At 51.5% G+C, this 23,281-nt stretch carries 19 protein-coding genes and 1 tRNA gene; 12 read left to right on the top strand and 8 right to left on the bottom strand.

Annotated features, from left to right (window positions below; all coding sequences use genetic code 11):
* Window positions 1–46 precede the first annotated feature (46 nt).
* Complete coding sequence (locus tag NST99_RS11605) at window positions 47–1,321, bottom strand: histidine--tRNA ligase (protein ID WP_341091745.1); 1,275 nt, start codon at window positions 1,319–1,321, stop codon at window positions 47–49.
* Window positions 1,322–1,642: 321 nt separating this feature from the next.
* Here NST99_RS11605 and NST99_RS11610 point away from each other — a divergent pair, with 321 nt between their 5' ends.
* Entirely contained in the window at window positions 1,643–2,305 is a 663-nt protein-coding gene (locus NST99_RS11610) for an HD domain-containing protein (RefSeq protein ID WP_341091746.1), read from the top strand.
* 81 nt (window positions 2,306–2,386) lie between these two features.
* Complete coding sequence (locus NST99_RS11615; RefSeq protein WP_341091747.1) at window positions 2,387–3,832, top strand: DEAD/DEAH box helicase; 1,446 nt, start codon at window positions 2,387–2,389, stop codon at window positions 3,830–3,832.
* Between the two features lie 77 nt (window positions 3,833–3,909).
* Here the strand turns inward: NST99_RS11615 and NST99_RS11620 are convergent, their stop codons facing one another.
* Window positions 3,910–6,174: an FAD-dependent oxidoreductase gene (locus NST99_RS11620; protein WP_341091748.1), complete on the bottom strand. Its 2,265-nt coding sequence runs from the start codon at window positions 6,172–6,174 to the stop codon at window positions 3,910–3,912.
* 129 nt (window positions 6,175–6,303) lie between these two features.
* Here NST99_RS11620 and NST99_RS11625 point away from each other — a divergent pair, with 129 nt between their 5' ends.
* The 6 genes from NST99_RS11625 (at window position 6,304) to NST99_RS11650 (ending at window position 13,520) form a co-directional block, all read left to right on the top strand.
* On the top strand, window positions 6,304–7,059 hold the full coding sequence (locus tag NST99_RS11625) for an AraC family transcriptional regulator (protein WP_341091749.1): 756 nt from the start codon (window positions 6,304–6,306) through the stop codon (window positions 7,057–7,059).
* Window positions 7,060–7,199: 140 nt separating this feature from the next.
* Window positions 7,200–9,065: a sensor histidine kinase gene (locus NST99_RS11630; protein ID WP_341091750.1), complete on the top strand. Its 1,866-nt coding sequence runs from the start codon at window positions 7,200–7,202 to the stop codon at window positions 9,063–9,065.
* A gap of 15 nt (window positions 9,066–9,080) precedes the next feature.
* Entirely contained in the window at window positions 9,081–9,950 is an 870-nt protein-coding gene (locus NST99_RS11635; protein WP_341091752.1) for a response regulator transcription factor, read from the top strand.
* 157 nt (window positions 9,951–10,107) lie between these two features.
* The gene (locus NST99_RS11640; protein ID WP_341091755.1) at window positions 10,108–11,424 is read left to right on the top strand and encodes an ABC transporter substrate-binding protein; all 1,317 of its coding nucleotides are present in this window, start codon (window positions 10,108–10,110) and stop codon (window positions 11,422–11,424) included.
* A 274-nt stretch (window positions 11,425–11,698) separates the two neighbouring features.
* Window positions 11,699–12,580 (top strand): carbohydrate ABC transporter permease, encoded by an 882-nt coding sequence (locus NST99_RS11645; RefSeq protein WP_340899243.1) that lies wholly within the window; start codon window positions 11,699–11,701, stop codon window positions 12,578–12,580.
* A gap of 58 nt (window positions 12,581–12,638) precedes the next feature.
* Complete coding sequence (locus NST99_RS11650) at window positions 12,639–13,520, top strand: carbohydrate ABC transporter permease (RefSeq protein WP_341091757.1); 882 nt, start codon at window positions 12,639–12,641, stop codon at window positions 13,518–13,520.
* 175 nt (window positions 13,521–13,695) lie between these two features.
* Here the strand turns inward: NST99_RS11650 and NST99_RS11655 are convergent, their stop codons facing one another.
* A complete protein-coding gene (locus tag NST99_RS11655; RefSeq protein ID WP_341091759.1) occupies window positions 13,696–15,411 on the bottom strand; it encodes an ABC transporter ATP-binding protein in 1,716 nt (571 codons plus the stop codon).
* 216 nt (window positions 15,412–15,627) lie between these two features.
* On the opposite strand from NST99_RS11655, the gene NST99_RS11660 reads away from it, so the two are divergent.
* Together NST99_RS11660 and NST99_RS11665 are read left to right on the top strand one after the other, a co-directional pair.
* Entirely contained in the window at window positions 15,628–15,732 is a 105-nt protein-coding gene (locus NST99_RS11660; RefSeq protein ID WP_218642530.1) for a YjcZ family sporulation protein, read from the top strand.
* Between the two features lie 217 nt (window positions 15,733–15,949).
* A complete protein-coding gene (locus NST99_RS11665; RefSeq protein ID WP_341091760.1) occupies window positions 15,950–17,197 on the top strand; it encodes a CynX/NimT family MFS transporter in 1,248 nt (415 codons plus the stop codon).
* Window positions 17,198–17,236: 39 nt separating this feature from the next.
* Here the strand turns inward: NST99_RS11665 and NST99_RS11670 are convergent, their stop codons facing one another.
* The 4 genes from NST99_RS11670 to NST99_RS11685 all read right to left on the bottom strand — a co-directional run bounded on the left by NST99_RS11670 (window position 17,237) and on the right by NST99_RS11685 (window position 21,754).
* Window positions 17,237–18,538 (bottom strand): glycosyl hydrolase family 8, encoded by a 1,302-nt coding sequence (locus NST99_RS11670; RefSeq protein ID WP_341091761.1) that lies wholly within the window; start codon window positions 18,536–18,538, stop codon window positions 17,237–17,239.
* A gap of 154 nt (window positions 18,539–18,692) precedes the next feature.
* On the bottom strand, window positions 18,693–20,099 hold the full coding sequence (locus tag NST99_RS11675) for a sensor histidine kinase (protein WP_341091762.1): 1,407 nt from the start codon (window positions 20,097–20,099) through the stop codon (window positions 18,693–18,695).
* A gap of 2 nt (window positions 20,100–20,101) precedes the next feature.
* Window positions 20,102–20,797: a response regulator transcription factor gene (locus NST99_RS11680; protein WP_341091764.1), complete on the bottom strand. Its 696-nt coding sequence runs from the start codon at window positions 20,795–20,797 to the stop codon at window positions 20,102–20,104.
* Between the two features lie 198 nt (window positions 20,798–20,995).
* A complete protein-coding gene (locus NST99_RS11685; RefSeq protein ID WP_341091765.1) occupies window positions 20,996–21,754 on the bottom strand; it encodes a class I SAM-dependent methyltransferase in 759 nt (252 codons plus the stop codon).
* Between the two features lie 94 nt (window positions 21,755–21,848).
* Here NST99_RS11685 and NST99_RS11690 point away from each other — a divergent pair, with 94 nt between their 5' ends.
* A complete protein-coding gene (locus NST99_RS11690) occupies window positions 21,849–22,208 on the top strand; it encodes a hypothetical protein (RefSeq protein WP_341091766.1) in 360 nt (119 codons plus the stop codon).
* 19 nt (window positions 22,209–22,227) lie between these two features.
* Window positions 22,228–22,311, top strand: a tRNA-Leu gene (locus tag NST99_RS11695).
* A gap of 113 nt (window positions 22,312–22,424) precedes the next feature.
* On the opposite strand, the gene NST99_RS11700 is transcribed toward NST99_RS11695, so the two are convergent.
* The gene (locus tag NST99_RS11700) at window positions 22,425–23,120 is read right to left on the bottom strand and encodes a TetR/AcrR family transcriptional regulator (RefSeq protein ID WP_341091768.1); all 696 of its coding nucleotides are present in this window, start codon (window positions 23,118–23,120) and stop codon (window positions 22,425–22,427) included.
* Between the last annotated feature and the right edge of the window lie 161 nt (window positions 23,121–23,281).

Raw genomic sequence — 23,281 nt, forward strand, 5'->3', positions numbered from 1 at the left:
CCGAGGAAGTGAAATGATTAGAGGGAATTTTGCGGGTCCAGGAGAATTAGCTGGAAATGAGCGAAATTGCTTCCTCCACGGTAAGCAGTTCCTCCTTGTGTGCAGACATGTCCTTGAGACGGAGCTTGCCGAGTGCGGCTTCGCTTTCGCCGAGCAGCAGACAATAGCGGATGCCTTTTGCTGAGGCTGCGGCCATCGTTTTCTTCAGCTTCCGGGTACCGGAATCTACGGTTATGCGGATGCCTGCGGCCCGCAGCCTTGCAGCGGCGAGCAAGACCTGAGGCATATTCCCGCCAATGGGAACGATCCATACTCCAGGCGGCTCCTGCTGCACCGGACGCTCTCCAAGCAGGGCCATGATCGACTCCATGCCAAATGAAATGCCAACCGTAGGATATTCGATATCCTCCCGTCCGACCAGCTTTCCAATGATGGAATCATATCTTCCTCCGCCCCCAAGGCTGGACGTATAAACACCGGAGGCGTCGAAGATTTCATAGACGGTCCCGGTATAGAAGGATAGGCCGCGTGACAGGAATGGATCGAAGACACAGAAGCCGTCCAGGCCAATTTCTTCAATCAGCTGTTTCAGAGCGAGAACTTCCAGCGCTCCGGGGCGGCCGGCGAGTCCATATTTGCGCGTCAGCTCCTCAAAACCCGGGTTGCCGGATTCCAGCAAAGCGGTAATCGCCAGTAAGGCCTCCGGAGTTAGTCCTTTATCGTACAACTCCGCCAGCACGCCGCCGATGCCGATTTTGGCGAGCTTGTCGAGGGTCAGCATCACGAAGAGGTGCTCCTGCGCCGGGACCCCTGCCGATTCCAGAATCTCGCCGAGGAACCGGCGGTTGTTCCATTTGACCACCACCGCAATATCCAGTCTGCGGAATACCTCGGCGGCCAGCTGCATCAGCTCTGCTTCAGCCTGCGGACCGGCAATCCCGACCACATCGGCATCGCATTGCAGGAATTCGCGCAGCCGGCCTTTTTTGACCGGACCGTCGCGGAACACCTTGCCGATCTCATACCGCTTGAAGGGGAACTCCATCCCCGGATTGAGGGCAATCACCTTGGCAAAGGGAATCGTCAGGTCGTAGCGCAGTCCCAGTCTGCGGCCGCCCTGGTCGGTAAGCCGGTACATTTCGCGGAGGATTTCGTCTCCACCGGCATATTTGGAGGTCAGCAATTCAAGCTCATTCAGCAGTGTTGTATCCATGGATTCAAAGTCATAGCTTTCAAACAGCCCGCGCAGCACAGCCTGTACCTTTTGTCTGACCGCTTGCTCCCGGCCGAAATAATCGTAGGTTCCTTTAATGTTTTGCATGTTAAGCAGCTCCTTTAACCTCGAAATATAATTCAGCATAAAAAAACGCGCCGGACCTCATGGTCCTGCGCGCTTATGAATGCCGCAGGGAGGTCAAACGCGAAATGCGTTAGCCCTCCCTGATAGATGTTCAGGAGTGCTAACGCTGCTTGTGATGATGAAGCTGATTCTGTATGATGGTAATGCTGTTTGTGCTGTTCACTGAAATCAACTCCCTTTCAGACTGGATTACAGCACATTATAGCGGATAGTGAAAATCCATGCAAGTGTGATACTGCAGATGGTTTAGAATAATCAATTGAACGAAAAGGGGGATTTACTGTGAATCATACACAACTTATTGCCGAGTCTGAAAGGTTTGCGAAGGAGCAGCTGGCCGGAGATTCCACCGGCCATGACTGGTTTCACACAGAACGTGTGCGGAATACGGCAGCGCTGATTGCGGAGATGGAGCAGGGGGATGTTTTTATTTGTACGGTCGCTGCGACATTACATGATGTTGCTGACGAGAAGCTGAACCCTTCCAAGGAAGCGGGACTGGATAAAGTACATAACTGGCTAAAGCAACACCTGGCGGATGAAGCCCAAATCAAACATATCATGCTTATCATTGAGACGATGTCTTTCAGCGGCGGTGGAGGAGAACCGATGTCGACCTTAGAAGGGCGGATTGTGCAGGATGCAGACCGGCTGGATGCGCTTGGCGCCATAGGCATTGCCAGAACGATGGTATTCTCGGGTGCGAAGGGACGTCCGGTGTATGATCCGGAGATCGCGCCGCGCGATGAATCGCTGCAGAAGGAATACCGCGATTATTCCAAGGGGACAGCGGTCAATCATTTTTATGAGAAGCTGCTGAAACTGAAAGACCTGATGAATACCCCCTATGGCCGCAAGCTGGCTGAAGAACGGCATGATTTTATGCTGGGCTTTCTGGAGCAATTTTATAAGGAATGGAATCAAGGCAGCCATAAACTGGTATAATGAAACTATGCACAAGATGGAAGGAACGCGGGAACCCCCGCTTGAACCGGAACAATCGGCATAGAAGAGGTTGAAGTGAACATGAGTGAACTGCAGTTTAAAGAGTATGGTTTGAATGAAGAGATTATCCGGGCACTGGATGTGCTGAAGTATCTGGAGCCGACTGAAGTACAGCGTAAAGTGATTCCTGTAGCCTTGCAGGGGCAGGATTTGATCGTGAAATCGCAGACCGGCAGCGGCAAAACAGCGTCGTTCGGTATCCCGCTCTGCGAGCTGGTGGATTGGGCGGAGAACAAGCCGCAGGCTTTGGTGCTAACCCCAACCCGCGAGCTGGCTGCTCAAGTGAAGGAAGATATCACTAATATCGGGCGCTTCAAACGGATTAAGGCTGTCGCCTTGTTCGGCAAACAGCCGTTTGCCCCGCAGAAAATTGAACTCACGCAAAAGACACATGTTGTCGTAGGTACGCCGGGCCGTGTGTTCGACCATATTGAACGCGGTACGCTGCCGCTGCAGCGGATCAAATATCTTGTTATCGACGAGGCCGACGAAATGCTCAGCATGGGCTTCATTGAGCAGATCGAGAAGATCATCCTGCAGCTGCCCCGGGAACGGGTGACGATGCTGTTCTCCGCCACACTGCCGGAGGCGGTGAAGAATTTATGCCGTAAATATATGCAGAATCCGGCGGATATTGAGATTGAAGCCAGCGGCATCACGACAGCGTCGATTGAGCATGCGCTGATTGAAGTGAGACAAGCTGCCAAATTCCAGCTGCTGTGTGATCTGCTCACCGTGGAGAATCCGGACAGCTGCATTATTTTTTGCCGTACCCAGGATCAGGTGAACGCCTTGTTCCGCGGGATGGCCGATCTGGAGTATCCGGTGGACAAGATTCACGGCGGGATGATGCAGGACGAGCGGTTTGAGGTCATGAATGCTTTTAAGCGGGGCCAGTTCCGTTATCTGATTGCCACCGATGTGGCCGCCAGAGGGATTGATATTGAGAACATCACCCATGTGATCAATTACGATATTCCACTGGAAAAAGAAAGCTACGTCCACCGCACCGGCCGGACCGCACGCGCGGGTAAAAGCGGCAAAGCGATCACGCTCGTTACACCGAATGAGCACAAATGGGTAGCGGACATTGAGGGCTATATCGGTTTCAGGCTGCCGGTAATGAAAGCTCCTTCGGACGATGCTGTGGCCTACGCCAAACCGGCCTTCGATCTGAAGCTGGGCAAGCAGCAGGTCCGCAAAGCGGGCAAAACCGAGGTCATGAACGAGAATATCATGAAGCTGTATTTTAACGGCGGCAAGAAAAAGAAGCTCAGAGCCGTCGATTTCGTCGGCACCATAGCGAAGCTTGAAGGCATCTCCGCAGACGACATCGGGATCATCACGATCCAGGATAACGTCAGCTACGTAGACATCCTGAACGGCAAAGGCGCATTGGTGCTGCAAGCGATGAAAGACACTACGGTAAAAGGCAAGCTGCTGAAGGTGCATATCGCGAAGAAATAACGCAAAGACAGATTGCAAAAAGCAGTATCGGACGAAAGTCTGATACTGCTTTTTGTCTTTGCGGAATGCCGGACCGCTTACTGGTGAACGGCCCCGTATACCCGGATTTCGATAAGCTCCGCATAGCGGCTGCCGTTTGTCGAATCAATCAGTACTCTGAGTTGGTCAGCCTGCACCGGATTCGGCAGACGGTGGACAACCTTGCGCTTGCGGTTATCGCTTCCGGCTGCAACCTCAGTCCACTTCCCGCCGGTAACGCACGCCTCTACCCGGTAGTCACGAACCAACTCGGGAATGATGGCAAAAGCCGTGCGGTGATGATGCAGGTTCACCAGATCTTCGTTGACATCATCGTTGAAGGTCAGGTGGATTTCGGCGATGGACTGCACGGAATCCCACTGCAGCTGCAGCCATTCCGGCTGTCCGCCTGCCATCGGCTGCGACATCCATTGCTGCGGCCCGCCGAACGGGCGGTGATAGCCGTTTACGGCTTTGTCCGCTGCGAAGGCGGCGGTCGGCGACCCGATCCGGCAGCAGAACGGCTGGCGGGCTTTGCCCCGCATCTTCCACAACACCACGGGCTGATCCGTGGCGTGGTCCTCCAGATCCTTAGATACCTGAGGCTCTTCATCCTTGAAGAAGACGAGTACGCCGCTATGCGGCTGCTGCGAATGATACAGACTGACCGCATCGTTTGCCTTGATGATGATAAAAGCATTTTGCGGCTCCTGCGGCTGCCACTGCAGATCGAAGGTAAGCCATTGCTGCTCACCGGCTACGGCGTGGGCAGTTGCCCTTGCCTGCAGGGTATGCGGCACGTAATTTTCCCTGCGCCCGGTGTCCCACAGCTCGGCAGTAACCGAAGTGGCCTGCTTGGCATCCACCAGCAGCTGAAAGCCGCTGATTCCCGGATCCGCAGGAATCAGCACAGCGGCATCCTGCTGCAGCGGATAAGCTTCGCCCGGTTGGGCCAGCTCAATCACGCCCAGCGTGCTTGAGGCAGTGGTCCGCGCTTTGCGGGCGACATCATCTTCATCGCTGCTGCGCAGCCCGATGATCGAGGCATCGCCGCGCAGCAGCGTCTGCCGCAGCTCTTCCAGATGCCGCTCCTGCAGCTGACGCGGGGTGATTCCCTTGCGGCTGCTGAGCGCGGCTCCGGTTCCGGCCGCTTCACCGATCACGGCGCAGGTGGCCATCACTCGTGTCGTGCCGAAGGCGACATGGGAGGCGCTGATATCGCGCCCGGCCATCAGCATATTCCGCACATTGGCGGAATAGAGGGAGCGGAAGGGGATATGATATACCCCGTCGGCATGCATATGCTTGGAGCCGCTGGCGTCGGCATACATCCCCTGCGGCGGATGCAAGTCGATCGACCAGCCGCCAAAGGCTACGCCGTCCGCGAATTCGCGCTGGCCGATAATGTCATTCTGGTTCAGCACATAGTCTCCGGTAAACCGCCGGTATTCACGTTTGCCGGGTAGTGAGCCGACCCATTCCAGCGTCATATTCTCAGCGCCGAACTTGCCGGAATTTTTGATATAATCCCAGATGCCGTAAATGACCGACCACAGCTCGTCGCGGATCATTTCATTGTCATGAACAGCGTCATGCTCGCCGCCCCATTCAATCCACCAGTAGTGGCAGCCGGAATCACCGCTCTTAATGACACGGCGGATCGGAATCGTCGTCTGCGAGATGTCCTTGGCAAAGGAAGGCGGCACAAAATTCACCGGTACGCCGGTATCTTTGGTATAGAAGAGGATAGTGCTGCCCAGCGTAATGTCATCGGCGATCTCCGGCGCCCACTCTTCGCCGTATTCGCTCCGGGCTTCCCGCCCCAGGGCAAATTTGGCTCCGGCCAGAAATCCGATCAGTCCATCACCCGTGCAATCGAGATACATGCTGCTCTTAAAAGTGATTCTCCGCTCCGAACCCATCATCCAACCGGTGACCGCAGTAATCGTCCGCTCCTGCTCGTCACCTTCAGCCAGAACCTCATGGACATCCGTATTCAGGTAGAGTGTGATATTGGGCTCAGCCTTGACAGCCTCCAGTACGACCAGATCCCATAGATAAGGGTTACCTTCCGGATTGCGATACTGGTTCTCCACGAACAATTCACCCATAATTCCCGTTTCCCGGGCGTAGCGGTTCGTGCCGTGTGCTGTTGCTCCGCAGACCCAGACCCGCACCTCGCTGCTGGAATTACCTCCGAGCACAGGACGGTTCTGGATTAGAGCCACCTTTTGCCCAAGTCTCGCCGCAGCAATTGCCGCACATACCCCAGCCAGCCCGCCGCCGATCACCGTAATGTCATTTTGCACTAGCTCCTGCTTCATGAATGAGCACCTCTTAGGATTATATTCTTAATGCATATCTATAATTTCATAATGAAGCTGCTGCTTTACTTTTGAAATGCACGATTATATCATTAAGCATATACTTTATTTCGAGAAAGGGATGGAGCCATGAAACTTCTGGACCATATCTACTGGAAGCAGAAGACGAGTTTTGCCCTGCCAAGCGACTGCTATGATTCCTGGGTCGCCTTTGCGGTAGAGGAGGGGCTGTTCCGCTTCGAAATTGGAGAACATGGCGGTGAAGCAGGGTTTGCAGATTTGGTCGTCTGCCCTCCCGGAACCCCCTTCATTCGTGAGACAATCACACCGCTCACCTTCCATTACATCCAGTTCACCCCGGAGAATGATGCTAGCCTGCCGCAGCCGGGGCTCCTGCAGCTTAGCGATACGAAGCGTTTAAGCTCGACCTATGCCTATTTGCGCCAGCTCAGTGAAGACAATAGTCCAGCAGCAAGGGATTGGAAGCAGCATCTTATTAAAGACCTGTGGCTGCCGGTTCATATGGAGAGCCGGGCGGAAGCCGGAGGGCGTAAATTCTCAGAAGACGCAATGATGGATGAAGCAGCATCCCTCATTGCCGATAGAGCCGCTGAACCGCTCAGCCTGCTGGAGCTCGCCCGGGAGCTGGGACTCAGTCCCGTGCAGTTTACTCGGCGCTTCCGCGCAGCTTTTCAGGAGACGCCTTCCTCCTATTTGAAATCGCTACGGTTGGCCAAAGCACGCCTTCTGCTGAAGGACAGTGAACTGAACCTGGCCCGGATTGCCGAAAGATGCGGCTATGAGAACGGATTCTATTTAAGCCGGGTGTTCACGAACAGCACCGGGATGAGTCCGGCGGAATACCGTAAACGGCATAGGCTGTAGAAGCATAGAACAAATCTGTGCATCATAACCCCGGTCTATAGGAGCAATGGGACAAAACAATGCAATTTCCTCCAGCTTCAGCCGGGTGACCCCTGCAGATGTTATAATAAGCCCACAAATGAAGGGAGAGAGCTGCGGAAATGAAGAAGCCGGACTGGAAGATGTTTATACCCCAGAAGCTGAGATACAGGCTGTTCGGCGCTTTTCTCATCCTTATTCTTCTGCCGTTCAGTGTGCTGAATGTATACAACTACAGGCAGATTGAATCCCTCGTCGAGGAGAAAATCAGCCAGCAGAGCCACGAGCAGCTGGTGCAGATGTATGGAACGCTGGAGGATCAGATGAGCGTAGCCTTCAAGACGTTGATCTTTCTGGAACAGGATTCGGCGGTCCGCAGTGTTCTGACAAAGCCAGGCAACCGGTCGCCTCTAGAGAATAAAGCGCTGATCGAAGAAAAATTCAAAATGCTCAACAACAGCTTTTTCCTATACAATCCTTCCGTATATTTCACCCTGCTGGACTTTCATGAGAGCGTATACACTTCTTATTTGCCGAAACAGGCGCTGGCCTACGAACCGTACCGTGAGCTCTTCCGCCGCCATCTGGGGAGCGTTGTCCCAGCAGATCAGGGCACGGTCCAAAGAGAGGCTGCCCTCCCGGGTGAAGCAGCAGCGCAAACATTGGATTCCGCAGAAGCCCAAGGCCTGTTCTACCAGTGGGATTCACGGGACGGGAACAATATGCTGCGGGAGGTATCCACCAGCCCTTATCTGCTCTCGCTTTATGCCTATATGAAGGACAGCGGAGGCAACCGCTACGGACTGGCCCGGATCAGTATCGATTATTCCTTCTGGTTCCAGTCCGTCCTCAAGGAATCCCTGAGCAGTCAGGATTATTTTCTGATTACCGGCAAGGGAGAGACTGTGGCCCGCTCCTCCAAAAAAGCGGTGCTGGCCCCGGAGATCACCCGGGAAATAGCCCTCCATCCTGCACAGGCGTATCTTACCGATGACAAGTCCGGCACACTGATCAATTATGTCTACATCGAGTCGCTGGACTGGTATATGGTCAACCGGATTCCGCTGGCCGTGTTGTTTAATGAAATTTCCGGGCTGAAGCAGCGTTATTTCCTGACGTTTTTTGCCTTCACAGCTGCATTTGTACTCATAGCCTTTATGATCTCTGCTACCTTTACCCGTCCTTTGTCGCATCTGCAGAACAAGATGAAGGATGTCGTCCGCAAAAACCTGAAAATCCGCATCCCCGAAGGCCGGAGTCATGGCGAAGTGCTGGAGCTGACCCGGACCTTCAATACAATGCTGGATGACACGAATAAGCTGATTGCCCAGTTGAAGGCAGAGGAGCGGCAGAAGGAGGCGGTTCATTTCCATATGCTGCTGGCCCAGATGAACCCGCATTTTTTGCTGAACACCTTGAACACGATGAAATGGAGCGCCATCCGCAGCGGGAATGAGGAGATCTCCGAAATGTGCGTGTCGCTGGGCAAGCTGCTGGAGGTCAGCCTGAATGCTGAGGTTGAGCTGGTCTACCTCAAGGACGAGATCGAGCTGGTTCAGGCTTACCTGCATATTCAGCGGATCCGGTATCAGGGCAGCTTTGAGGTAACCTGCGACTTTGACGATGAGCTGGAGTATGCGCTGGTGCCGAAGCTGAGCCTGCAGCCGCTGGTGGAGAATGCGATCCGCCATGGCGTCGGGCCTCTGACTGAACGGGGGCAGATCAGTATCCGTATTTACAGAAATGATAAAGCGCAGCTTACGCTGGAGGTCGGAGATAACGGTATCGGCATGGAGGAATCCAGACGCCTGCAGGTGACACGGACCCGTAAGGGGATCGGTCTGTCCAACCTGAAGGAACGGCTGCGGCTGCTCTTCAAGGGCCAAAGTGAGCTGGAGATCCTCCAGCTGTCACCGGGAACCCTGATCCGGTTCAGTATTCCCTTCCTGCTGTCGACACCTTATGTGCAGGACAAGAAGATCCAGTAAAAGGAGGAAGGTCTCATGTGGAGCGTACTGCTGGTGGAGGATGAGGTATTCGTAAGAGAGTCGGTGCGGGAGATTATTTCCTGGGAGGAGCTCGGCTTCATGGTTATCGGCGAATCCGGCAACGGGACCGAAGCGCTGGAACTAATCACGCGGGATAAACCTGATCTGGTGCTCGCGGATATCGTGATGCCTGGTCTGAACGGCATTGAGCTGTTGAAGCAGACCCGTCAAGCGGGTCTGAATACGAAATTTATTATGCTGACCTGCATGGGAGAGTTCGAATATGTCCGCCAAGCGATGGAATACGGGGCCTCCAATTATATTCTCAAGCTGTCAATGAGCGTAGGTTCATTGCGGGATACGCTGCGCAAGGTTAGCGCCGAGCTGAGTGCCGGCAGTCACCGGAATGTTGCTCTTTTGGAGGCAGACGGGATTCCAGCGGTTGTTGCAGCTTCTGCGGAAGCACCTGACACCGCTAACCCCGGACCGGGTGCGGCTTTTCCTGAAGATGAGGTGAAAAATCAGCCGCTGTCCGGCTTCGGGTCCCTGTCCGGGCCTGTTGTTTCGCATCCGGAGATTAGCAAGATCATTGAATATATCGGAGAGCATTATGACCGCGATATTACAGTCAAGTCTATGTCCCGCTATGTAATGATGGGAGAGAATTATATCAGCGCCTTATTCAAAAAGAAAACCGGGCATACACTGATCCATTATCTGCACGGTGTGCGGATGGAGAAAGCGGCAGTGTTTTTGCGGGAGACCGATCTGCCTGTGCATGAGGTGGGGCATCGGGTGGGCTTTCCGAGCGATAACTATTTCATCAAAATCTTTAAGCGCTGGACCGGATGCACCCCGAGCCAATACCGCCACCGTGAGGAATAGAAGAAATATGTGTGAGCATTTTTGCCCGGTCCCTGCTCAAATTCCGTATATTTGTTCCGCCAGGATGGTGGATTTGTATCTAAAATGCCTCCAGCGTCCCTGCTAGGATGTAAGGGAAGCACAATCCATAACATAAACGGGGAGGCAGACAGAAACGATGAAAACTAAAAAAGGGTTGACCCTGCTGGCGGCATGCGTGCTGATGCTTGGGATACTGGGCGGATGCGGAGGAAACAAAAATAACACCGGTGGAGAAGCGCAGGGGAATGAAGGCAGCAAAGCGGTGAAGTTAACCATGTGGGGTGCCGTTCCGCCGGAGAACGGACCACAGGAGGTTGTGGATACCTGGAATGCGGAGCATCCTGAGATTCAGGTCGAATACGTACGTTTTGTCAATGATGATGACGGCAACCTGAAGCTTGATACCGCACTCTCGACGGGGCAGAACGTCGATCTGTTCGTCAATTATACTCTGACCAATCTGGATAAACGCATCAAGGGCGGCACTGCCCTCGACCTCGGCGAATTCAGCGACTACAACATCGACGAGAAAATGGGTGCGGATGCTGCTACCTGGAAAATAGACGATAAATACTACGGGATGCCAACCAAAAAGAATGCTTTGTTTTTTGCCTTGAACAAGGATGCGCTCGATAAAGCCGGGCTGGCCTTACCAACGGCATGGACCTGGGATGAAGCAAGAGAATATGCCGCCAAGCTGAAGGCGGAGGGGTTCAAGTACGGGCTGGTGCAGCATACGGCCTCGCTGGTTGATCCGCTGGATTCCGTTCTCGTGAAGAACGGTTATGTCAAGGCGGATGGCAGCTCTAACCTTGATGATCCGCTGATCATCAAATGGCTTGAAACGCTGAACGGAATGATGCAGGAGGATGCCACCACCCCGCCGCTTGGCGAGCAGCTGACCTCCAAGATGCCTGTGGAGAACATGTTCCTCGGCGGAGAATCAGCGATGATCAACATTGGGGAATGGCTGATCCGCAGCTCCAACAATATGACGGATTTTCCGCGTGAGTTCACCATCGCCTTTGCTCCCGTTCCAAGGCTGGCGGATAATGAAGCGGATTTCGTCAAAAGCGGCGGACTGGGCGACTTCATCTCCATCAACGCCAAATCCAAAAATAAACAAGCGGCCTGGGAGTTCCTGAAATGGTATGCCGACGGCGGCATGATTCCGATGGCGGCCGGAGGCCGCCTGCCTTCCTCCAATGCGGTGGACCAGCAGAACGCGATTACCCATCTGCTCGGCGAGCATGCGGACACCTATGATAAAGCTTCGCTTCAGTTCGTGCTCTACGGCGATAAGACGCCAACCTTTGTCCGCAGCATCGCCCAGGAAATCGTGGATATGCGCGCCCAGGAATACGAGAAATATTTCCTTGGCAGCCAGACCGCGGAACAAACGGTACAGAGTATGGTCAAACGCCACAATGAATGGCTGAAGCAGAATCAGTAAGCCGCTGCCGGTTGTGCTGCATAGAACCGTTCCCTTATGGGGAGCGGTTTTTTTAAACTTCTATTTCTCGCTGAAACGGATACCGTCCTTTTGAGGACGGCGAAGCCGTTTCCACTTGTCCACGAATAGAACATTTCCATCCGCATGCCCCTAAGCAAACAAGCTGCAAAATAAGTAATTCTGTGATATCCATTCGGTGGTTATGTTCCTTAAAAGCCGCCGTCAGGCTTGTTATGCTTAGGTCGAGATCATACAGCTAAGGAGTGGGGGAACAATGAACAAATCATGGATGAAGCGGCAGAGCAGGCTCGGCTATCTGTTTATCGGACCGAATATGCTCGGGGTCCTGTTGTTTTTTATTATACCGGCCGCCTATTCGTTTTATCTGATGTTCACCGATTACAAATTTATGGACCCGGAGATTCATTTTGTCGGTCTGGACAACATTTCGAGGATGCTGGGAGACGAGCTTTTTTATGTGGCACTGAAGAATACGCTTATCTTTCTGCTGGCCGTTCCGGTGTCGATTCTGCTGGCTTTTATAGTGGCGGTTATTCTGAACAAATCTGTTTATTTTCAAAAAACGCTGCGGGCGCTTTATTTCATGCCTTACATTACCAGCGGCGTAGCCATTGCATTTGTCTGGATGCTGCTGTTCCAGCCGACCTCGGGTCCGATTAACGGATTCCTGCGCGGTATTGGCATTAACCATCCGCCAGGGTGGCTGTCCACGACGGAAACCTCGATGTATGCGATTGACATCATCTGGATCTGGTTCATGCTGGGCTACAACATGATTATTTTTCTGGCAGCCCTGCAGGAAATTCCCGAAGAGCTGATGGAAGCCGCCAGAATTGACGGAGCCCGTCCTTGGCAGAGCATCCGCCGTATAGTCTGGCCGCTGGTGAGTCCTACAACCTTTCTGCTGCTGATCACCGGACTGATCATGACGATCAAGAACTTCGGCATCATTCAGGCGATCACCCAGGGAGGGCCGGGAAACAGCACAACGGTGCTGTCGCTGTTCATTTATCAGAATGCCTTCCGCTATTACGAGATGGGTTATGCCGCCGCCATAAGCTGGGCGCTCTTCGCGATTATCATGATCTTCACCGTGTTCCAGTGGGTTGGCCAAAAACGCTGGGTCCATTACTGAGTGGACAGTTCAGCGTCCGGGTGATGGCTTCGCCACCAAATTTTCAGGAGGATTTCCGATGCAAAAAACAACGATTAGACCGGCAGCGCCTTACCTGCAGGAGATCAAGGCTGATTCTTCCGTCAATATCCGCAAAATCATCGCTACCCTTGTGATGTCCGGTTTCGCCCTGCTGATGATTGTGCCTTTTATCTGGATGATCAGCACTTCGTTTAAGTCACCTGCGGATGTGTTCAAATATCCGGTTCAGTGGATTCCTTCCAGCTTGAATTGGGAGCATCATATCAAGGTGTGGAGCGGGAATGACAGCTTTATTACCTATTACCTGAACTCGCTGAAAATATCGCTGATCAGCACGGCCGGTGCAGTGTTCTTCTCTGCTTTTGCCGCTTACGGGTTTGCCCGGATTCAGTTCAAGGGGCGGGAGCCGCTGTTCCTGGTCTACCTGTCGATGATGATGGTTCCGCCGCAGGTGCTGTTCGTGCCGAAGTTTCTGATGTTTGATTGGGCGGGCATCTATAATACACATTGGGCGCTGATTTTGCCCGGCATGTTCACGATCTTTGGAGTGTTTATGCTGCGCCAGTTCTTCCTGTCCGTACCCGCGGAAATTTCTGAAGCGGCATTTATCGACGGGGCAGGGCATTTCCGGATCTTTTTCCGGCTGGTGCTGCCGCTGGCCAAGCCTGCCCTGGCTACTCTTGCAGTCATCGACTTTTCCTGGCACTGGAATGATTACGAGAATGCGCTGGTTTTCCTGCTAGATAAGGATTTATATACCGTTCCTCTTGGCCTGCAAAATTTCATTCTTGAGAACAACGTAGACTACAACGGCATGATGGCGGCAGCAACAGCAGGCATTATTCCGATGATTATCGTTTTTCTGCTGGGGCAGAGGTACATTATTCAAGGAGTGGCCGGCAGTGCAGTGAAGGGGTAGGGAAAGAGGCAGGTAAACGCAGAACAACCTTCCGCAATCAGCCCATAGGGCTGTAGAGCGGAAGGTTGTTCTTATTTCTGCATGATGTCCTATGTCCTATCATTCCTGCATAGGACAATTCTCGGCCTTACGTTGCGCTATTGTTTCCTTGAGCATTTATTTCATTCTCTGCGTTTTACGCATTATACTGCGCCTGGTACAGGCGGCTGTAAGTGCCTCCGGCGTTGACCAGCTCTTCGTGGCGGCCTTCCTCGGAGATGCCGTCTTCGTTTACAACAATAATCCGGTCAGCATTTTTGATCGTCGTGAGACGGTGGGCAATCACAAGGGTGGTACGGCCCACCGACAGGTCAGCCAGCGACTGCTGGATGGCGGCTTCTGTTTCCGTATCCAGCGCCGAGGTGGCTTCATCCAGAATCAGGATTGGAGGGTTCTTAAGGAACATTCTTGCGATGGCCAGGCGCTGCTTTTGTCCCCCGGACAGTTTCACGCCGCGTTCCCCGATCACTGTATCCATGCCATCCGGCAGGCTGCTAATCAGCTCTTCCAGGTGGGCGCGTTTGGCAGCTTCCCAGATTTCCGGAAGCTCCGCATCCAGCTTGCCGTAGGCGATATTCTCATGGATTGTGCCGGAGAACAGGAAGACGTCCTGCTGCACAATCCCGATTTGCTTGCGCAGCGAATTCAGCTTCATGTCACGGATGTCTATTCCGTCGATGGAGATGCTGCCGCCGGTGACGTCATAGAAGCGGGGCAGCAGGCTGCAGATTGTGGTTTTGCCCGCGCCGGAAGGGCCGACAAAAGCAATCGTATCCCCGGCGTTGACCTTCAGGCTGATCTCCTGCAGTACCGAACGATTGTCGTCATAGCCGAAGCTGACGTTTCCGAAGATAATATCTCCGCGCAGCGAACCGACTTCCACCGCACCCGGCTTATCGGCGATATCCGGCTCTGTATCAATCACCTCAAGATAACGCTTGAACCCGGCAATACCTTTCGGATAGCTCTCGATAACGGCATTGATTTTCTCAATCGGCCGGAAAAAGACATTGGACAACAGGATGAAAGCAACAAACTCCCCGATCTCCAGCTCTCCCTGAATAAAGAACCAGGCGCCGCAGACCATGACCACAATTGTAATCAGGCGTGTCATCATATAACTGACTGACGAGCTTTTGGCCATCAGCTTGTAGGCCATCAATTTGGTCTGGCGGAACATTTGGTTATCAACAGCGAACAGTTCTTTTTCATATTCTTCATTGGCAAAGGACTGCACCACGCGGATTCCCCCGACATTGTCCTCGATCCGGGCATTGAAATTGCCTACGTTGCCGAATAGCCGGTGGTAGGTAGAGGTCATGCTGCGTCCAAAATGGATGATGACCCAAGCCATAATCGGCACGATAATGAACGTGATCACGGCCAGCTTCATATTGATATCGGCCATCAGGATAAAGGCTCCGATCAGCGTCATCACGGCAATGAACACATCCTCAGGACCGTGATGCGCCACCTCGCCGATATCGTTCAAATCATTGGTAATCCTACCGAGCAAATGCCCGGTTTTATTGTTATCGAAGAAGCGGAAGGAGAGCTTCTGGATATGATCAAACATCTTTTTGCGCATATCTGTTTCAATGTTTATTCCCAGCATGTGCCCCCAATAGGTGACAACATAATTCATTGCGGTATTAAGAGCGTAGATGGCAAGCAGGGCAACGCTGGCGATCAGAATTAACGACCAGTCTTGTCCGGGGAGCAGATCATCAATAAATTTATTCACGGCCACCGGAAAGGCCAGCTCTAAAAGCCCCGCACCCACCGCACAGGTGAAGTCGAGAACAAACAGCTTCTTATAAGGACGATAATAGGAAAAAAAACGACGCAGCATCTCTTGTTCACTCTTTTCTGTAATGTTATGTATTCTAGTTGAGAGTGATTCTCAACTACCTTTATTCTTAGGATACTAAAGAGGGTTGTCCGATTTGTCAACCGCAAGAATAATTTAAATTGCAGGGGAAGTGAGTAAGTTCTTGTCGTTTCACCCAGACCAGACTGGATATTTCCACATATTTTAAAAGTATTCAAGTATAAAGGAGGAGTTAACATGAGCGAAAATGTTGGAGGATACGGCGGTGCTTTCACTTCCACTGGAGCGATTCTGGTGTTGTTCATCCTGCTCGTAATCATCACTAAATCTCTCTGGGTATAATCAGCTGAATTAATCTTCAGCAAAGCGGCCGGTCCTTTTGGACCGGCCGCTTTTCAGATGGAAGGCCGTATAGTTAAGCTATCCTAAGAATCCAAGAAGCTGTGCGCCGGCATACATAAGGGGGTATAATGTAACAAAGTGTGATACATAAAACAGCTTCATTTCCGTACAAGCCCGGTGCTTAACGGATTTTTTCGCTGCAATCAGGAGGAGCCTCATGAAAGCAAGGCAAGAAGACCGCAAGATTCAGACTTCATTATCCACCTTATCCCAAGGAAACGCCGGATCTAAACGTATTCTGCTCGTGGTCGGCATTGTTTTTGTCGCAGCGGCGCTGCGGGCCCCGTTCACCTCTGTCGGACCGTTGCTGGAGATGATCCGCGATGATCTGGGATTATCCAATACACTTGCCGGAGCAATAACTACACTTCCGCTGCTCGCTTTTGCGCTGCTGTCCCCATTTGCTCCGCAGCTCGCCCGCCGTTTTGGCCTTGCCAACGTGCTAATGCTGGCGCTGCTGGCATTGTCGATGGGAATCCTGATCCGTTCCGCCTCGGGAACCCTCACATTGTTCGCAGGCACCGCAATCATCGGGCTGTCGATTGCGGTGTGCAATGTGCTGCTGCCGGGACTGATCAAGGGCAAGTTTCCCGGACGTATCGGTCTTCTAACCGGGATTTATACGGTTTCGATGAATTTATGCGCAGCGGTGGCTTCCGGTATTAGTGTTCCGATAGCGGACCAGGCAGGGCTCGGGTGGCGGGGCACACTTGCCCTATGGTTCATTGTCGCTGCACTGGCCACTCTATTCTGGATTCCGCAGATGAAGAGCCTGGGCCAAGGCAGCGGAACAAGCACGCCCGGTTCAGCAGGGAAAATGTGGCGTTCGCCGCTCGCCTGGCAGGTTACCTTATTTATGGGCCTGCAATCTCTGCTTTATTACGTTCTGATTGCCTGGTTCTCGGTCATTCTCGGTGAGCGGGGCATGTCCTCCAGCCATGCGGGCTGGATCCTTTCACTGCTGCAGCTGGCCCAGCTGCCGTTTACTTTTTTTGTTCCTTTATGGGCAGGCAAACTGAAGAACCAGCGGGGGCTGGTTGTCATTACGGCTGTTTTGTTCATGGCCGGAATCTCCGGCGTTTGGTTCGGCAGCAGCGCATGGATGCCGGTATGGGCGATCTGTATCGGCATTGCCGGAGGTTTTGCCTTTGGACTGGCAATGATGTTCTTCAGCTTGCGCACCCGCAGCACTCAGGAGGCAAGCGAGCTGTCGGGAATGGCCCAGTCGATCGGCTATCTGCTGGCAGCCATGGGACCGGCACTGTTCGGGCTGCTTCATGACGCTACGAACAGCTGGAACGGTCCGTTGGCACTGCTCGCAGCAGCAAGTGTTCTGCTGCTTGTGGCGGGGCTGGGAGCCGGAAGCAGCCGATTTGTAGGAGATGCAACAGAACCCGCCAAATAACGGCAGGTTCTGTTGTGCTGTGACAATCTGCCTAATGTCTTAATTACTTGCGTCAGTGGGGTCCCACCAATTTCCGGAAATTGTAATCATGCAGAGCAATCTAATGCTGTTGCCATAGTAGGAATTGGACGATGTCGGCGCATTGACAATACTTTTCCATAGTGCATTCAGCCAATTTTGATTGCTGGAGTCTACCATGGCGCTAACTGCAAACGGTGCGGAAAAGGCAATTGCGGGATCGTTGTCGTCAAGCGGATCACCGTTCAATTTGTATCCTGCTACAATTTTGCTTGGATTGCCATTTGTTTTTTTGGATATCCATGCATTCGTTAGCTTTGTCTGGTTCAATGCGCGCGTATCTCCTGAAAGTAAATAATCGACAGGAACTCTCCATGGAACCCGTGCCGCATTCCAGCTAAAGTACCCGTCCCTGTCTGTTTCCAGAAGATTTGGAGGCGAAGGGGCGTAACCCCTGTTACTCCATACCACAAAATCAGGGAGTAAGCCGGTGGAGGGGCTGTATTTAGTGGAGATCGTTTGGATAATCCCGTAATTGTTGTCAGCGACTTTAGCCCAGTTGGGATCACCGGCAGCATTCCCGAATGCCCGAAGATGGCTCAACATAAAGTCGGAGGGACGGGTGGCAAGGCCGTAATCGGGATCGCTATTTTCTACCCAATCGCCGAATTTCAAGCTCCATTTCTGCTGATTCACATCTTCTTTCATGATCGCAGCTATGGCTGCCTTGCCCTCGCTCAAGTAATCAATTGGGCCGCTGCTTCCCCACTGCTTGTCCGCGAGCAGCAATGCATAGGCGATATCCATGTCTCCATCAGTAGCAGAACGGCTTCCATCATCGCTGTCGCTAGGCGGTGTGTCAATAATATCTCCCGCACCGGTCTTAATCTGCTGCCAGGCCATTAAGGCCGGGTTATTTACGCTTGGATGCGCTTTATAGAACCGATAGAGACCGTCAAAATAATCTTTTGCCAGCGGGTCGTGACCGGCCATCAAGGCGGAGATTAACATGCCATAACCGTGACCCTCCGAGCAGGATACGGCATTATCCGGGGCAGCTTCCTTTTCCAGGTTGTAGAAAACGTAGTATTGATCCGATTTTTTGGGATGTTTTTTTAAATATCTCGTTTTCCATTCATCATATTTTTTACGCACCTCGTCATCCAGCTGGTTTTGGGAAACATAGTTGGGCTTGATGGTACCCGCCTGGTATTGCTCATGTTCCGGGAAGGGGTGCATGGCTTGTACGGCAGAGGACGAGACTTCCCCGGAAAATAGAGGCTGAGGTGCTTCTGCCGCTTCAGCCTGCAACGAAAAGGCCAAACACGATAGAACGGTTACAGTTGAAAGAATTCGCTTGAACAATAACATCAACTCCCCTTACTCAAAATAGGTGGTAGGCTCATGGTTGTATGATTCACAGCCTAAACATAACAGACCAGACTTTCGCGATTCTAAAACGAAACTTAATGTAGCCTTAAATTTGGGGAAGAAAGATGTGGAAGATCGTAGTTTCTTCTGTTGTACCCAGGAGCTGAATTGAACCTTGATGCAGATGGACAATTTTTTGGGCGATCGCCAGCCCCAGGCCTGTACCTCCGTCATTGGACCGGGCCTTGTCCCCTCTGACGAAGGGTTCGAAAATAATGGATTGCGTGTGCGCGGGAATCCCGTTCCCGTTGTCTGCGAACTCCAGGTAGAGGCCGTCAGGCTGAACCTCCAAAGTGATCCGCAAGCGGGTGCCTGCCGGATTGTAGCGCACCGCATTTGCGATCAGGTTGCTGAATACACGTCCCATTTGCTTTCGGTCGAAAGGATAGAGCACCACTGCTTCAGGTATTCCCACCTCCAGTTCAATCCCCTTGTCCTCGATTTCCGAGAGATGGTCCAGTATGGTTTCACGCATACATTCACCGATGTCCTGTTCTTTTTTGTCCAAAATAAATTCAGGATGGTCAAGCTGTGTCATCTCAAACAATGTATCCAGCAGGGCATTCACCCGTTTGGCTTTATTATAGATGGACTGCAGATAGCTTTTTTGCTTGTCTGCATCTTTCACCATTCCTTCATGCAGCGCTTTTGCATAACCGTATAAGGTGGAGATGGGTGTTTTCAGGTCATGGGAAATATCGGCCAGCATTCTCTGCCTGTCCAGTTCCATCCGCTTTTTTTGTTCGCCGGCCCATTCGAGCTTCTCAGCCATACCATTCAAGGTATCACGGATTTGCAGAAATTCGCTTTCCAGCTTAAAATCAAGGCGAACTGTATAATCACCTGCTTTTAAGCGGTCAATCCCTCCGGCAATCTTTGCCAGCGGATCACTTATTTTTCTTGCTGTCCATCTACTGTATACAAAAATAACAATGGTGGAGAGGAGGATAAATCCAAGTACAGCTTGGGCGTTATAACGTTGAATGTGCTTATCCCGTAGGGTGCCGCTCTGTTTGCTCCAGATGCTCACTTCCAACTGATCAACAGGGATCTTCACGACATAGGTATACAAAACTCCTTTTCGCAAAAAAGAAGCAACTGAGCTGATATAAGGGGCATACTCCGGGTCTTTGTCCAGCAGCATCAACTCCGGTGTGGACTTGTCCAGGGGCGTCCCGATATATTGCGTAATCAGTTTCCGGGAATCCAGAACTTCGATCCACCCGTTGACTTTCTTGATATCATCAAACAAGGAGTTCAATCTCTCGGCATCATTATTTGCATCCACCAAATTCTGTGCCGTCACCACATCCATCTCTGTCTCTGCGTAGCTCTGGTCAGCTCCTTTGGATGCATATAATATACTAAGGATTCCAATGACACTGATGACGATGACCAAGAGGAAGTAATGAATACGCAGCATCGTCCGGACGCCTGTGTTTCTCCGGCACATCCTCAGCATCTCTTTTCAAATCTGTAGCCAAGCCCCCGGATCGTTGTTAAATAGACCGGTTTCCTTGGCTCATCTTCGATTTTATCGCGCAGCTTGCTTATGTACACCAACAGGGTGTTGTCGTCGCCAAACCACTGCTGCCAGACACTGTCAAGGAGCTGCCGCTTCGTAAATACCCGCCCCGGATTCTCCATAAAATGAAGCAGCAATTTATACTCAATGGAAGTCAGCGTTGTCAGTTGCCCGTTTTTGTACAATAGGCATCCGGCTTTATCAAGGACCAGTCCGCCAATCTCCACCAGCTCGGAAGCTGCAGTAGTCTCCGTTTGGACATATTGATTTCTTCTTAACTGGGCTTCTATTCGCGCCACAACCTCCAATGGATTGAAGGGCTTTGTGATATAATCGTCAGCACCAATTTTGAGTCCCAGAATTTTATCATGATCCTGCACACGCGCAGACAGCAGAATAACCGGTACCGACAAGGACTGGCGCAATTCCTTCACGACCTGAAATCCGTCACATTCAGGCATCATGATATCCAGCACAATTAAATGAATGGTGTGATTTTGTACGATTTCCAGAGCTTCCTTCCCGTCAAAAGCCTCAAGCACATGGTATCCTTCGTTCTCTATATACAATTTCAACAAATCGACGACCTCTCTTTCATCGTCTACTATCAGTATTGTTTGACTCATCGGAAATCCTCCTCGCTCACGTAACTTATCAGCAAAGCTTAGTTGCGTCTTTATTGTAGCTAATAATCGTGGAAAGGGATATAATGTCCCCCGATCCCAAGACGAGAATGGGGAGCAACAGGCAAAGAAGAAACGGTATGCGGGTATGAAGAAACAAAGAGCGCACCGGAAATTAACCTCCGGTGCGCTCTTCGTTTCTTAGTGCTTCTTGGCGGCAATCCGGATTCTGCGGTAATCCATGATCCAGCCGCCTTCTTGGAACAGAACGGGCTTCAGCTCCTTTTCCATGAAAGCCAGCACATCCTCACGCTGCGGGCTGCTGAGCACGCTCAGAATTCCATCCGCAAAGGTGTTCAGCCAACGGGTGAAACCCTGCTCACCTCCGGCAAGCGGTGTTGGCCGGCCGAAGCATAGGGCAAGTTCAACGGTCATCCCGTTCCGTTCCAGGAGTGACGAGTATTCCCCGATGCTGGGGAAATACCAGGGCAGCTTCAGCTTGCCGCTGCACCCGATGGCGGCAAAAGCACGCGGCAGACCGTTAACGACCGAGGCGATGTTTCCTTGCCCGCCGAATTCGGCAATGAACCGCCCTCCGGTCCGCAGGCTGGCGGCAATGCTTGCAGCGGCCCCTTGCGCATCCTGCAGCCAATGCAGAGCAGCATTGCTGAAGACGGCGTCGGCGGGAACATCTGCACAATAGGACTGGCCATCCGCCAGCACAAATTCCAGCTGCGGATGTTTGCTGCGGGCAGCGCTTATCATCTCAGGGGATGCATCAATCCCTGTAACAGCTGCCCCATGATCAGCGATGGCAGCGGCCAAATCTCCAGTGCCGCAGCCCCAATCGAGAATTCGTTCGCCCGGCTGCGGCTGCAGCAGATGAATTAAAGATTCCCCGAAGCGGGATACAAAGGCCATATCCGTATCATAGGTTCCGGTATTCCATTGCTGATTCATCAGAAGTCTCCTTTCAGGTCAAACAGGAATACTTCTGTTGTATCATGCGTTATCTTATAAGTGAAATATATAAATCGAATAGAGTTTATTGGTTATGCCTATCATCAGTTTCAACCGGATTCACCCCCCTGCTTCGAATAAGGCAGAGCAGCTACCGTATAAGCTGAACAGGATCAGGCTGACCGATGAGATCAGGCTCAAAGATCGAATGAAGGCATCAGGCAGTCTGCCGCTGATCCAGCAGATAATAGCAGATAACAGCAGCCACCAGCAGCAGGAGCCGAGCACAATTCCTGCCGGGAGGAACAGGGAAGACCCGACAGTATTTCCAAGAGAAGCTGCGAGCGCCATGAAGCTTAGAATGGTAGCCGGATTAGCCAAAGTCAGAAATGCTTCGAAAATAAAACTTGCATATTACATCAAAAGGGAGTATATTCTTAATTACGGTGATTAAATCGCTGCATACATAATACGCGGTCATGGCGGAATTGGCAGACGCGCTGGCTTCAGGTGCCAGTGATAGCAATATCGTGGAGGTTCGAGTCCTCTTGACCGCATCATAGTTTACAAATCAAACCCTTCTTCGGAAGGGTTTTTTATTTTGCGTTTTGCAGGGTATGGTTGTGCCGCTCGAATAATGAAAATGGGTGTCTAGCGTCTTAGTCAGATCTTACGTACCTTTGGGGTCACATGTTGACCCTTTCAAGCCTCCGTTCGGTTTATCTTGCTGGCAGTATAGTTGTGGGGGAGGCGTTTTATCGACCTGTGTCATCCGATTATACATGTCCGTCCCTTCTCTTGTTAAATGAGGCAATATAAGGCTCCACAGGATGGAAAAGACACTTTTTTGCTTTGGAAGAAATTTTTGGAGAAGAATTATTTCCTGTGTCCCATACATATTGAGCGATAATAAAGAAATGGACAAATCTTCATATTGTCCGGCATATAATTCTTCTTTCATAATTCCATTATTAACAAATATGGTAAATGTATCGGTAAAAAGTGTATAGAAATCATTAACAACCTTAATTTGCATATCAGCGATCTCAGGATACAGCTTAGGCAATTCTGTAAAACTGGAGAAATAAAAGAAATATTTTTCGCGGAATGCACTAAGGATTAAAAACTGCTGATTCAGCCCTTGGATAGAAACGTCCGCAGAGAAATTTAAGTTTTGATATTCTTCATATTGCCTTGCCATAACACCAATCATGAGGTCTTGTTTTTTTTTGAAATGGTATGTCAAATTACCAGGACTAATATTTAGCGCATCGGAAATATCCCTCAATGTTACATATGCATATCCTTTTTTATTAAATAATTCAATTGAAGTCTCAAGGATCTTATCTCTTAAATTATTATCCATGCCTATCTCCTTTATAGCGTTTGTGATATGCACTTGAAATCAAAAGCATTATATCATAAATTGGCCCTACAAGCCGAAATAAGTAGCTTGATTAAGCATATGGAAGGATTCGAGAGATGATTGCCGAGAATTCTCAGCTAAGTATGATTTTCTCGAAAAAG

Origin of the sequence: Paenibacillus sp. FSL L8-0470 (assembly GCF_038008625.1) — a bacterium.
In the GTDB taxonomy this organism is placed as follows: domain Bacteria; phylum Bacillota; class Bacilli; order Paenibacillales; family Paenibacillaceae; genus Paenibacillus_AQ.